12 protein-coding genes are annotated in these 12203 nt (G+C 68.1%); 10 read left to right on the top strand and 2 right to left on the bottom strand.

Annotated features, from left to right (window positions below; genetic code table 11):
• Positions 1-20 precede the first annotated feature (20 nt).
• The gene (locus ACLB0R_RS13195; protein WP_416643243.1) at positions 21-1268 is read left to right on the top strand and encodes an MFS transporter; all 1248 of its coding nucleotides are present in this window, start codon (positions 21-23) and stop codon (positions 1266-1268) included.
• Positions 1269-1300: 32 nt separating this feature from the next.
• The gene (locus tag ACLB0R_RS13190; RefSeq protein ID WP_416643244.1) at positions 1301-2188 is read left to right on the top strand and encodes an alpha/beta fold hydrolase; all 888 of its coding nucleotides are present in this window, start codon (positions 1301-1303) and stop codon (positions 2186-2188) included.
• On the opposite strand, the gene ACLB0R_RS13185 is transcribed toward ACLB0R_RS13190, so the two are convergent.
• Both ACLB0R_RS13185 and ACLB0R_RS13180 read right to left on the bottom strand, forming a co-directional pair.
• Positions 2185-2541, bottom strand: a complete 357-nt coding sequence (locus tag ACLB0R_RS13185; protein WP_416643245.1) for an endonuclease domain-containing protein — start codon at positions 2539-2541, stop codon at positions 2185-2187. The two genes, ACLB0R_RS13190 and ACLB0R_RS13185, sit on opposite strands and share 4 nt — an antisense overlap.
• Before the next feature lie 107 nt (positions 2542-2648).
• Complete coding sequence (locus tag ACLB0R_RS13180; protein ID WP_416643246.1) at positions 2649-3749, bottom strand: DUF2332 domain-containing protein; 1101 nt, start codon at positions 3747-3749, stop codon at positions 2649-2651.
• 208 nt (positions 3750-3957) lie between these two features.
• Between ACLB0R_RS13180 and hisG the strand changes: the two genes are divergently transcribed.
• From hisG to ACLB0R_RS13140, 8 genes are all read left to right on the top strand, one after another.
• Complete coding sequence (gene hisG, locus ACLB0R_RS13175) at positions 3958-4605, top strand: ATP phosphoribosyltransferase (RefSeq protein ID WP_416643247.1); 648 nt, start codon at positions 3958-3960, stop codon at positions 4603-4605.
• Position 4606: 1 nt separating this feature from the next.
• Entirely contained in the window at positions 4607-5902 is a 1296-nt protein-coding gene (hisD, locus tag ACLB0R_RS13170) for a histidinol dehydrogenase (protein ID WP_416643248.1), read from the top strand.
• Between the two features lie 186 nt (positions 5903-6088).
• Positions 6089-6556: a transcription antitermination factor NusB gene (gene nusB, locus ACLB0R_RS13165; protein ID WP_416643249.1), complete on the top strand. Its 468-nt coding sequence runs from the start codon at positions 6089-6091 to the stop codon at positions 6554-6556.
• The gene (gene thiL / locus ACLB0R_RS13160) at positions 6557-7462 is read left to right on the top strand and encodes a thiamine-phosphate kinase (RefSeq protein ID WP_416643250.1); all 906 of its coding nucleotides are present in this window, start codon (positions 6557-6559) and stop codon (positions 7460-7462) included.
• A 311-nt stretch (positions 7463-7773) separates the two neighbouring features.
• The gene (locus tag ACLB0R_RS13155) at positions 7774-9942 is read left to right on the top strand and encodes a sodium-translocating pyrophosphatase (protein WP_416643251.1); all 2169 of its coding nucleotides are present in this window, start codon (positions 7774-7776) and stop codon (positions 9940-9942) included.
• 441 nt (positions 9943-10383) lie between these two features.
• On the top strand, positions 10384-10629 hold the full coding sequence (gene infA / locus ACLB0R_RS13150; protein ID WP_416643252.1) for a translation initiation factor IF-1: 246 nt from the start codon (positions 10384-10386) through the stop codon (positions 10627-10629).
• On the top strand, positions 10626-11228 hold the full coding sequence (locus ACLB0R_RS13145; RefSeq protein ID WP_416643941.1) for a Maf family protein: 603 nt from the start codon (positions 10626-10628) through the stop codon (positions 11226-11228). Before infA ends, ACLB0R_RS13145 begins: the two co-directional genes overlap by 4 nt.
• Entirely contained in the window at positions 11225-12199 is a 975-nt protein-coding gene (locus tag ACLB0R_RS13140) for a ribonuclease (protein ID WP_416643253.1), read from the top strand. The genes ACLB0R_RS13145 and ACLB0R_RS13140 overlap by 4 nt, the downstream gene beginning before the upstream one ends.
• The last annotated feature ends 4 nt before the right edge of the window (positions 12200-12203 follow it).

Raw genomic sequence — 12203 nt, 5'->3', positions numbered from 1 at the left:
GGCGCAGAGGGGAGGGGTTGATGGCGACGATTGCACCAGCGCGGCCGATGGCGGGGCATGTTCGCGCGGTCATCGCCCTGCTCGGCCTGCTCATTTTCATCAACTATGTCGATCGCGGCAATCTCGCCACCGCCGGGCCGCTGATCAAAGGCGAGCTCAAGCTCTCCAACACCGATTTCGGTATTCTCGTCTCGGCGTTTTTCTGGACCTATGTGCCCGCGCAGCTCGTCGCGGGCTGGCTGGCGCAGCGCTTCTGCGCTTATCGGGTGATCGCGGTCGGGCTGGCGATCTGGGCGCTCGCCACCATCGCGACCGCGTTCGCGCAGAGCTTCGCCGTGCTGCTCGCGCTGCGCCTGCTGCTCGGCATCGGCGAGAGCGTCGCTTTCCCGGCAAGCTCCAAGCTCTTCGCCGATCATCTGCCGCCCGAACTCTATGGGCGCGGCAATGGCGCGACGGCGATCGGCCTGTCGTTTGGCCCGGCCTTCGGTATTTTCGTCGGCGGGCTGGTGATGGCGGCGTCGGGCTGGCGCTTGAGCTTCGTGCTGTTCGGCGCGGTGTCGCTCTTGTGGCTGGTGCCGTGGCTTATGCTCGATCGCCGCGCCCCGCGCGCGCATGCCGTCGCCGGTGCGAGCCAGCCGCTCAGCGCGGTGCTGGCGCGGCCCCAGGCCTGGGCGGCGGCGCTTGGCCATTTCTGCACCAATTACAGCTTCTATTTCATGCTGTCGTGGCTGCCGCTTTATCTCGTCAAGACGCAGGGCTTCACGCTGGCTGAGATGGCGTCGCTGGGCGGGGTGATCTACCTCCTCCAGGGCGTTGCCGCGATGATCGCCGGGTCGCTCGCCGACCGTTGGATGCAGACGGGATGGACCGCCAATCGCGCGCGCAAGACGATGCTCGTCACCAGCAATGCGCTCGTTGCTTTGTGCATGGCGCTGATCGTGCTGGGCGATCCGCGCGTCGCGATCGGCGCGCTGGCGCTGGCGGGGATCGCCAACGGCATCGGCGCCAGCAACGTGTTCGCCACCGGCCAGACGATCGCGGGGCCAGAGGCCGCCGGCACCTGGATTGGGTTCCAGAATTTCCTCGGTAATGCCTCGGGCATTATCGGCCCGATCCTGACCGGCTGGCTGGTCGATCATGCTGGCGGCTATCCGGCGGCCTTTGCCGTGGCGGGGGGCTTCGCGGTGCTCGGCGTGATCGCCTGGGGCGTGCTCATCGGCCGGATCGAACGGATCGACTGGCGCGCGGCCAAGCCATTGCTAGCTTGAAGTCGGCGGCGGGACGGGCGATGCTGACCGCCATGACAGATCCCTTCCCCCAGCAGCGCATCGCCCTTGCCACCGGTGTCGAGCTCGACGTCGTCGTCGCGGGTGACCCCGCCAACCCGCCGATCATCCTGCTCCACGGCTTCCCCGAATCGCACCGCACCTGGCGGCACCAGATCCCCTTCCTCGCGCAAAGCCACTTCGTTCTCGCGCCCGATCAGCGCGGCTATGCGCGCTCGTCCAAGCCCGAGGGCGTCGCGGCCTATGCGACCGCCAATATCGTCGCCGATGTGCTGGCGTTGGCCGACCATTTCGGCATCGATCGCTTCACGTTGGTCGGGCATGACTGGGGCGGCGCGGCGGCGTGGATGACCGCGATCAACCATCCTGATCGGGTCGCGCAGCTGATCATCCTCAACGCGCCGCACCCCTATATCTTCCAGAGGACGCTGTTCGACGACCCCGATCAGCGCGCGTCGAGCCAGTATATCACCGCGTTCCGCAACCCGGGGCTGGAGGCGCACATCGCCGAGATCGGCATCGAGGCCTATTTCGACAAAACCTTTGTCGGCCATGCCGATCGCGACAAGTTCAATGCCGAGCGCGCCGTCTATATCGACCAATGGTCGCAGCCGGGCGCGCTGACGGGCATGTACAACTGGTATCGCGCGAGCAGCATCATCGTGCCGGCGATGGACGAAGACCCGCCGCGCCCCGCCTTCCTGTCGCGCCCCTTCCCGCCGATGCAGATGCCCGTGCTGATGATCTGGGGCCTGGCCGACACCGCGCTAAGGCCGAGCCAGCTCGAAGGCATCGAGGCGCTCGTCCCCGATCTCACGCTGGTCAAGGTCGATGCCGGCCATTTCGTGACATGGGAAGTGCCGGAGGCGGTTAACGAAGCGATCGGGCAATGGCTAACCTAATCCTCCCCCACCGGGGGAGGGGGACCAGCCGCAGGCTGGTGGTGGGGGCCGCGCCGCAATCCCGCCGCCGCAACGATCAGCCGGACGACAGCATCCATATTTTCCATCACATCGCGAGCCGGAATCCTCAACGTCTGAACACCTACGGCTTCAAGCCAGACATCCCGCCGCGTGTCGCGTAGCGGTTGATCGCCGCGTTCATGCGCCTCGCCGTCGAGCTCGATCGCGAGACGAGCCGCGTCGCAATAGAAATCGATCACATAAGGCCCCGCCGGATGCTGTCGGCGAAACTTGAATCCGCTCGGTCGCGTGCGCAGCTCGCGCCACAGCAGCACTTCCGGCAATGACATCATGCGCCGCAATTGCTTAGCGCGTTTGATGGTGTTGGCTGGTCCGCTGATCTCCACCTTTCCCCCTCCACCATGCTGCGCATGGTCCCCCTCCCCCTGTGGGGGAGGATTTACAAGACTTTGATCGCCGCTGCCCCCGGCAACTCGATCGGCGGCGGAGATCCCTCGCGTGTGGCGTTGGTATCGACCCAGGTGCCGTGCGCGTGCGCGGTGGCGATCACCTGCCAGTCGCCATCGCCCGGCCAGCTGCGCGCGCGGATGACCTGCATGCCCAGCGCGCGGTCGGGCTCCATCATCACCCAGCCGAGCGGGCGATCCGCCGTGGCGCGCGAGCCGGCCGCCTTCATCGCGGTGCGGATGCGCTCGGCGGTCGGCTCGGGGAGATACTGCCAGACAACCGAGTGCATCAGCACCCGCGTCACGCCCGCCGGCTGCGGCTCGGCGAGCCGCGCTTCGACCCAGTCGGCCGCATCGGCGCGCACCAGATCGACGCCCTGAGCGCGCATCATCTCGATCGCCAGCTTCACGCGCGCCAGCCGCTCGGGCGTCTCGGGCCAGACATAAGCGGCGAGCCGCGCGCCCACCGCCGGGTCGGTCGCGTCCATCGGCGCGATGTCGCAGCCGCGCACCGAGACGAACTCGATCGGCGTGATCGCCGGCACCGGCCCGCGCCATTCCGGGCGGATGGTGACGGGCGAGTCGGGTCCGACCACCGCGCCGCCCAGATCGAAGCGATAGCGGTCGATCAGCAGGTTGAGGCCTGCGCTCGAGCCGATTTCGAGCAGCTCGATCTTCGGGCCGTGGCGGCGGGCGATCTCCATCAGCCCTACGATCAGCGCGCCCGATCGGCCCGGCTCGTTGGTCTGGGGCGGTCCATCAAGCCAGGGCGACAGGAAGGCTCCATGCCGGGCAAGCACCGCATTGATGATCGCCGCGATCTCGCCGAGGTTGGTCACCGCGCCCGCATAGACGCGCGCCAGCTCGGCATCCCTGCCGGCCTGCACCAGCGCATGCAGCCCCCCGAAGAACCGCAACGGCAGCGCATCGCGGGTCGGCTCGCCCGGCCAGTCGAGAATGCGCGCGCCGAGTGCCGTGTCGCGGGTCAGCCCCGCCGCTACGCCTGCGCACATCCGGCCGTAAATCGGCGCGGCATTGCTGTCGCAATAATGCTGCTGGATCAAAAACGCGCCGCGGACCGTGTCTTCGCTCACGCTGTAGCTCCTTTTCCTTTTAATCCTCCCCCACAAGGGGGAGGTGGCGCCGAAGGCGTCGGAGGGGGTAGGACGCGATGAGCCACGTTCGGGTTTCCACCCCCTCCGTCACGCTTCGCGTGCCACCTCCCCCGGTGGGGGAGGATTTTGCGCCGGTCATCCGCCCGTGTTGCGCCCGTGGCGGCGCCTGAGTAAAGCGCGCACTCCCATGGCCGATCCGATCATCATCGCTGTCCCCAAGGGCCGCATCCTGGCCGAAGCGTTGCCGCTCTTGGCTGCGGTCGGCATCGCGCCTGAGCCGGCGTTCGCCGATGAAGACAGCCGCGCGCTGCGCTTCACCACCAATCGGCCCGACATCGAACTGATTCGCGTCCGCGCCTTCGACGTCGCCACCTTCGTCGCCCATGGCGCTGCGCAGATCGGCATTGTCGGGTCGGACGTGCTGATGGAATTCGATTATTCGGAGCTGTACGCGCCGGTCGATCTTGGCATCGGCCGCTGCCGCATTTCGGTCGCCGAGCCCGCCGATATGGCCGCCGGTGACGATCCGCGCGGGTGGAGCCATGTCCGCATCGCGACCAAATACCCCCACATCACCAGCGCGTACTTCGCCGCCCGCGGCGTGCAGGCCGAATGCGTCAAGCTCAACGGCGCGATGGAGCTGGCGCCGACCTTGGGCCTCGCCCCGCGCATCGTCGATCTCGTCTCGTCGGGCCGGACGCTCAAGGAAAATGGCCTGGTCGAGGTGGAAGTCATCGCCGAGGTGACCAGCCGCCTGATCGTCAACCGCGCCGCCTTCAAGACCCGCGCCGAAGTCGTGCCGCTGGTCGATGCGTTCCGGAAGGCAGTGGCGTGACATGATCCGTCTCTCCACCCACCAACCCGATTTCGCCAGTGCATTCACCGCACTCGTCAATGCGCGGCGCGAGGCGGACGCGGATGTCGCGCGCGATGTGGCGGCGATCGTCGCGCGGGTGCGCAACAAAGGCGATGCGGCGCTGCATGAGCTGACGCAACGCTTCGACGGCCACGACCTGAACGCGACCGGCTGGCGGATCGACCTCGCCGAGTGCCGCGCCGCTTATGAAGCGCTGGAGCCCGATCTGCGCGCCGCGCTCGATCTCGCCGCCACCCGCATCCGCGCGTATCACGACCAGCAGCGCCCGGCCGACAGCGACGCGGTCGATGCCGCGGGCGTCCGCCTTGGCGCGCGCTGGCGAGCGGTCGAGGCGGCGGGCGTCTATGTCCCCGGTGGCCGCGCCGCTTATCCGAGCTCGGTGCTGATGAACGCGCTCCCCGCCAAGGTCGCCGGCGTCGAGCGGCTGGTGATGGTGACGCCGACGCCCAAGGGCGAGATCAACCCGCTGGTGCTTGCCGCCGCGCATATCGCCGGCGTGGACGAGGTATGGCGCATCGGCGGCGCGCAGGCGATCGCGGCGCTGGCCTATGGCACGGACAAGATCGCCCCGGTCGATGTCGTTACCGGCCCCGGCAATGCCTGGGTCGCGGAGGCCAAGCGCCAGCTTTACGGCGTAGTCGGCATCGACATGGTAGCGGGGCCGAGCGAGATCGTCGTGGTCGCGGACGGGGCCAACAATCCCGACTGGATCGCGGCGGATCTGCTCAGCCAGTCCGAGCATGACCCGACCAGCCAGTCGATCCTGTTCACCGACGATGCGGCGTTCGCCGATCGCGTGGCGGCGGCGGTGGAAGTGCAGCTCGGCCAACTCGCCACCGAAGCCGTCGCCCGCGCGGCGTGGGCGGCGAACGGCGCGATCATCGCTGTCGCCACGCTCGACGAGGCGATGCCGCTGGTCGATCGCCTCGCGCCTGAGCATCTCGAACTCGCCGTCGCCGATCCGCAAGCCCTGTTCGACCGCGTTCGCCACGCCGGTAGCGTTTTCCTCGGCCGCCATACGCCCGAGGCGGTCGGCGATTATGTCGCCGGCCCCAACCACGTCCTCCCCACCGGCCGCCGTGCGCGTTTTTCGAGCGGGCTGTCGGTGCTCGATTTCATGAAGCGGACCAGCTTCCTCGCCCTCGACGAAGCAAGTCTCGCGCAGATCGGCCCCGCCGCCGTGGCGCTTGCCAAGGCAGAGGGGCTCCCCGCCCACGCCAAATCGGTCGCGGTGCGGCTGGGGCGCAATGACTGACCTACGCCCACGCTGAACGTCATGCCGGACTTGTTCCGGCATCCACCGCGCCTCATCGACTACAGTGCCTCATGCCCGGTGGACCCCGGAACAAGTCCGGGGTGACGGTTGGTTTTGAGAGGGGATAGTGCACCCCTTTTGACCAGGGTGGGATTTCGCACCAATTACTCCTATGGACCCTCGCCCATGACTCGCTCCACCACCCGCACCGCCGCGCGCAGCAAGGCCCGCGCCGCCGCTCGCCTCGCCGCTGTTCAGGCGCTCTACCAGCATGACATGGAAGCGACGCCGGTCGCGCAGCTGCTCACCGAATTCCACCACCACCGGCTCGGCGCCGAGATCGAGGACGCGCAGTTCGCCGAGGCCGACGTCGATTTCTTCAACGATGTCGTGAAGGGCACGCTCGCGCGCCTGGCGGACATCGACACCGCCATCGCCGCGCGCCTCGCCGATGGCTGGAGCCTGGAGCGGCTCGACAAGCCGATGAAAGCGATCCTGCGCGCCGGCACCTATGAGCTCATCGCCCGCGCCGACGTGCCGATCGGCGCCGCGATCACCGAATATGTCGACGTGGCGCATGCATTCTACGAGCGCCGCGAGGCGGGGTTTGTGAACGGGCTGCTGGATGCGATTGCGAAGGATGTGCGGGAGTAGGTGACCGAAACCGAGTTCCTGTCCGCGCTCCGCACCCTGCCGCTCCACCCCGGCGCGCTTGGGTTGGCGGATGATGCGGCGCGGCTGGGGGATTTGGTTCTCACCAGCGATACCATTGTCGAGGGCGTGCATTTCCTCCCCACCGATCCGGCGGGCGATGTCGCGTGGAAGCTGGTGGCGGTGAACCTCTCCGATCTCGCTGCCAAGGGCGCAGTGCCCGAAGGCGTGATGCTGAGTTATCCGTTGAGCGAGGCGGGGTGGGATCGCGGATTTCTCGCCGGGCTGCGCGAGGCACTGACGACCTTCCGCGCTCCGCTGATCGGTGGGGACACGGTGTCACTTCCGGCCAGCGCCCCCCGCGTGCTGACGTTGACCGCGATCGGCCAATCTGATTTTCCCCGACCGCGCAGCGGTGCGCAAGCGGGGGACGCGCTATGGGTAACGGGGACCATCGGTGATGCAGGCGCCGGTCTGGCGGTTGCGCGCGGCGCCAAAGGGCCCGCTGGTGTGGCGCCGCACATCAGTGCCAATCTGCTTTACGAATATCGTCGGCCCAGGCCCTTGCTGAACGAGGGGCGCGCATTGGCGCCACAGGTCCATGCAATGATGGACGTGTCCGACGGCCTGTTGATCGATGCAGCGCGCATGGCAGCCGCAAGCGGCTTGGCGGTCACCATCGACCTTGCGCGGATACCGCTGTCACCCGGCTACATGGCGTGGAGCGGTGACCGTATGGCGGCGGCGACCGCAGGTGACGATTACGAACTACTGTTTGCGTTGCACCCGCGCGCGCGCCCACCGGTGCCCGCCACCCGCATCGGTGCCTTCGCGCCCGGCGCGGGGCTGACACTCACCGATGGCGACGAGGCCGTGCCGCTTCCCGCCACGCTGGGCTTTCAGCATTGATCCCGGCGACACCCTCATTCCTCTCCCCTTGCGGGAGAGGATAGCGCAGCTTGGCGCTGTAAGCGCCTAGCGCAGCTTGGTGAGGGGGACTCCCGCGGTCGATAGGTTGGGATTCCCCCTCTCCCAACTACGACTAGGCAGCAAGCTGCCAAGTCTCCGTATCCCTCTCCCGCAAGGGGAGAGGGTTAGATGCATCGCAGTTCCTGCGCCCCACAGCGCTTGCGCTGGCGAGTCGGTCGCTTATAGGAGGCGCACAATCCTAATCGGCGCGCCGTTGTCACGGCGGGCTCACGACAATCGGGGGAAGGGCAATGTTGATCGTTTATGCGGCCATGCTCTGCGGCATCATCGCCGTGGTCTATGGCTTCATCACCTCGAGCCAGGTGCTGGGCGCATCGGCCGGCAATGAGAAGATGCAGGATATCGCCGCCGCCATTCAGGAAGGCGCCAAGGCCTATCTCGGCCGGCAATATCGCACCATCGCGATCGTCGGCGTCATCGTCGCGGCGATCCTGTTCTTCACGCTGGGCGCGCTCTCCACGGTCGGGTTCCTGATCGGCGCGGTGCTCTCGGGCGTGGCGGGCTATGTCGGCATGAACATCTCGGTCCGCGCCAATGTCCGCACCGCGGAAGCCGCGCGCACCTCGCTGCAGGGCGGCCTCACGCTGGCGTTCCGCTCGGGTGCGGTGACGGGCATGCTCGTCGCGGGGCTGGGCCTGCTCGCGATCAGCGTGTTCTTCTGGTATCTGGTCAGCATCGCCGGCCACGCCCCTAATGATCGCGTGATCGTCCAGGCGCTCACCGCGCTGGCGTTCGGCGCGTCGCTCATCTCGATCTTCGCGCGCCTGGGCGGCGGCATCTTCACCAAGGCGGCCGATGTCGGCGCCGATCTCGTCGGCAAGGTCGAAGCCGGCATTCCGGAAGACGATCCCCGCAACCCCGCCGTCATCGCCGATAACGTCGGCGACAATGTCGGCGATTGCGCCGGCATGGCGGCCGATTTGTTCGAGACGTACGTCGTCACCCTCGGCGTCACGATGGTCTCCATCGCGCTTCTCATCCAGGCGTCGGCGGACGAACTGCTCAAGCTGATGAGCCTGCCGCTCATCGTCGGCGGGGTGTGCATCATCACCTCGATCATCGGCACCTATCTGGTCCGGCTGGGCAGCAGCAACAACATCATGGGCGCGCTCTACAAGGGCTTCTGGACTTCGGTCGGGCTCTCGATCCCGGCGCTCTATTTCGCCACGCAGTACACGCTGGGCGACATGACGACGGCGATCGGCGGCGGCGCGTTCCTTGACGGTGCGCCGGGTGCAGTCGCCTCGCAGGCGGCGGCATCGACCGGCACCACCACCGTCACCGGCTTGGCGCTGTTCTACTGCATGCTGATCGGCTTAGTGGTGACCGGCCTGCTGGTGTGGATCACCGAATATTATACCGGCACCAATTATCGCCCGGTGCGCAGCATCGCCAAGGCGTCCGAAACCGGCCATGGCACCAACGTCATCCAGGGTCTCGCGGTCAGCCTTGAGGCGACTGCGCTCCCCACGCTCGTCATCTGCATCGCGGTGATCGCGGCGTATCAGATCGCCGGCATCATCGGCATTGCCTTTGCGGCGACCGCGATGCTGGCGCTGGCCGGCATGGTCGTCGCGCTCGATGCGTACGGCCCGGTGACCGACAATGCCGGCGGCATCGCCGAAATGGCCGGCCTGCCGGACGACGTGCGCACCCGCACCGACGCGCTCGACGCGGTCGGCAACACCACCAAGGCCGTGACCAAGGGCTATGCGATCGGCTCGGCGGGCCTGGCGGCGCTGGTGCTGTTCGGCGCGTACACGACCGATCTCGCCCGCGATTTCCCCAGTCTCGCGGTCGATTTCTCGCTGAGCAACCCCTATGTCATCGTCGGGCTGCTGTTGGGCGCGCTGTTGCCTTATCTGTTCGGTGCGTTCGGCATGACCGCGGTCGGCCGCGCGGCGGGCAGCGTGGTGGAAGAAGTGCGCGAGCAGTTCCGCACCAACCCCGGCATCATGGCGGGCACCAGCCGGCCCAATTATGCCCGCACCGTCGACCTCGTCACCAAGGCGGCGATCCGCGAGATGATCGTGCCCAGCCTGTTGCCGGTGCTCTCGCCGATCATCCTCTACTTCGTCATTACCGCGGTGAAGGACCAGGCAGCGGGCTTCGCGGCACTCGGTGCGATGCTCTTGGGCGTCATCGTCTCCGGCCTGTTCGTCGCGCTCTCGATGACGTCGGGCGGCGGCGCATGGGACAATGCCAAGAAATACATCGAAGACGGCCACCATGGCGGCAAGGGCAGCGAGGCGCACAAGGCCGCGGTGACCGGCGACACGGTCGGCGACCCCTATAAAGACACGGCGGGGCCAGCGGTGAACCCAATGATCAAGATCACCAACATCGTCGCGCTGCTGCTGCTGGCGGCGCTGGCGGCGGCGAGTGGCGTCGGAGGCTAAGCGCCAGCTTAGCCAACGGTCATCGCCGCTCCGGCCGGCAGGTCGGCGAGCTCGCTCTCGCCGAACCTGACCGGCGGCGCTGTGGCTCTGCCAGGGCGCGGGTATCTTACGCCGCTGTCCTACCCCCATCGCCGCTGTCATGCTGCCCGCCGCCATGTCGATTGCTACCCCATCCGCTTGCGCTCCCGCCAAGCCCCTTCCGCGCTCCCCGCGCCGGTCGGTCGCCGCGCGCGGGAATGGGCAACAAAGGGGGGACGTAGTGTCAACTTCGTCAACTTCGGCCCCGCGCATCGCGCCGCGCGGCCGGTCGGCAGCCGGGGTCGCTGCGCGCGCCCTGGGGAGGGTTTGGCCCCGCGCCCTTTCCTTTCCCCAGCCATTCCGCTATGCGCGCGCATCATTTGCTCAGGGCCGCTTAAACGCGCCCAACACAGAGGTAGTTGTTTGGCCAAGGAAGAATTGCTCGAAATGCGGGGGCAGGTGGTGGAATTGCTCCCCAACGCCATGTTCCGCGTCCGCCTGGAAAATGATCACGAAATTCTGGGCCACACCGCCGGCAAGATGCGCAAGAACCGCATCCGCGTGCTGGTCGGCGACGAAGTGCTGGTCGAGCTCACGCCTTATGATCTCACCAAGGGCCGCATCACTTATCGCTTCATGCCCGGCCGCAGCGGGCCGCCGGGATACTGAGCTTGGCGGGCGTTGCGGCGCCTGGGGGCCGCGCGCTCGTGCTTGCCTCGACCTCGCCGCGCCGGCTTGAGCTGCTCGCCCGGCTCGGCGTTGCGCCGGCCCGGCTGGCGAGCCCTGACATCGACGAGACGCCGCTGAAAGGCGAGCTGCCCCGGCTCTATGTCGACCGGCTGGCCAAGGCCAAGGCCAAGGCGGCGGCGGTCGAGCGGGCGCCGGGCGAAGTGGTGCTGGCGGGCGATACGACCGTCGCGGTCGGCCGGCGCATCCTGGGCAAGCCCGCCGACGAAGCCGATTGGCGCGCGATGCTGACGCTGCTCTCGGGGAGGCGCCACCATGTCTGGTCGGCGGTGTGCGTGGTCGATGCCGACGGGCGCGTGCGGGCGCGGGTGAGCGACAGCGTCGTCGCGTTCAAGCCGCTGAGCGCCGCCGAGATCGACTGGTACGTCGCCAGCGGCGAGGGGATGGGCAAGGCGGGCGGCTATGCCATTCAGGGCCGCGCCGAGGCGTTCGTGCGGTTTCTGGCGGGCAGCCATTCGGGCGTGGTCGGGTTGCCGCTCTATGAAACCCGGGCGCTGCTGGTGGCGGCAGGGGTGTTGTGAGCCAGCGCTGGCTGGTCGAGGACGGGATTGGCGAACAGCGCGCCGCGCTGGTGATCGACGGGCGGATCATCAAGGCGCGGATCGAGCCCGATGATGCCGGGCCGCTGGTCGGCGCGGTGCTGGACGCGGTGCTGACGGAAGGCGGGCGCTTGCCGAAGGTGACGCTGGCGAGCGGCGGCGAGGCGATGCTCGACCGGATGCCACAGGGGATGACGCTGGGCCAGCGGCTGCGGGTCGAAGTGGTGCGGATGGCGCTGAGCGAGGGTCCGCGCCGCAAGCTGCCCAAGGTGGTCGTTGCGACTGAAGGCGCTGCGCTGAGGCCGGGCGCGACGTTGATCGAGCGGGTGGCGGCGAGCGGCGTGCCGGTCGAGCGCGTCACCGCCCACGGGCCGGACCTGCTCGAAGAAGCGGGCTGGTCGGAAGTGCTGGAGGAAGCCGCGAGCGGTGACATCGCCTTCCCCGGCGGCGTGCTGCGGCTGGCGATCACCCCGGCGATGGCGCTGTTCGATGTCGACGGCGATGGCGCAGCGGAAGCGCTGGCCGTGGCGGCGGCGAAGGCAGTGGGCGAAGCGGTGATCCGGCTCGGCATCGGGGGCTCGATCGGCATCGACTTCCCCACGCTGGCCGGCAAGGGGGCACGGCAGGCGGTCGCGGCGGCGCTCGATGCGGCACTGGCCGAGGCGGGGCCGTTCGAAAGGACCGCGGTGAACGGCTTCGGCTTCCTCCAGCTCATCCGGCCCCGCTCACGACCGTCGCTGCCCGAGCACGTGCGCGGCCCCGGCGCTGCCGCCCGTGCCCTGCTCCGCCGTTGGGAGCGCGAGCTGCCGCCTGGCCCATCCGTCCGCCCGGCACCCGCGCCGGTGGCGCGCTGGCTCAACGACCAGCGGCCGGATCTGCTCGCGGCATTGGCGCGCCGCACTGGAAATGCCGCGCCGGTTACCGATATGGGTCTGTCCTACACCCATCGATGAGCTT

Origin of the sequence: Sphingomonas sp. GlSt437 (genome assembly GCF_048015635.2) — a bacterium.
Taxonomy (GTDB): Bacteria; Pseudomonadota; Alphaproteobacteria; order Sphingomonadales; family Sphingomonadaceae; genus Sphingomonas.
Note: the sequence above shows the minus strand (reverse complement) of the source record. Positions and strands in the feature narration are given on the sequence as shown.

Bases quoted from the DNA above. Each gene is read 5' to 3' on its own strand.
- hisG (WP_416643247.1), top strand. From the start codon at position 3,958: ATGGCCGATCCGATCATCATCGCTGTCCCCAAGGGCCGCATCCTGGCC.
- ACLB0R_RS13195 (WP_416643243.1), top strand. From the start codon at position 21: ATGGCGACGATTGCACCAGCGCGGCCGATGGCGGGGCATGTTCGCGCG.
- nusB (WP_416643249.1), top strand. From the start codon at position 6,089: ATGACTCGCTCCACCACCCGCACCGCCGCGCGCAGCAAGGCCCGCGCC.
- ACLB0R_RS13190 (WP_416643244.1), top strand. From the start codon at position 1,301: ATGACAGATCCCTTCCCCCAGCAGCGCATCGCCCTTGCCACCGGTGTC.
- hisD (WP_416643248.1), top strand. From the start codon at position 4,607: ATGATCCGTCTCTCCACCCACCAACCCGATTTCGCCAGTGCATTCACC.
- ACLB0R_RS13185 (WP_416643245.1), bottom strand. From the start codon at position 2,541: ATGATGTCATTGCCGGAAGTGCTGCTGTGGCGCGAGCTGCGCACGCGA.
- ACLB0R_RS13155 (WP_416643251.1), top strand. From the start codon at position 7,774: ATGTTGATCGTTTATGCGGCCATGCTCTGCGGCATCATCGCCGTGGTC.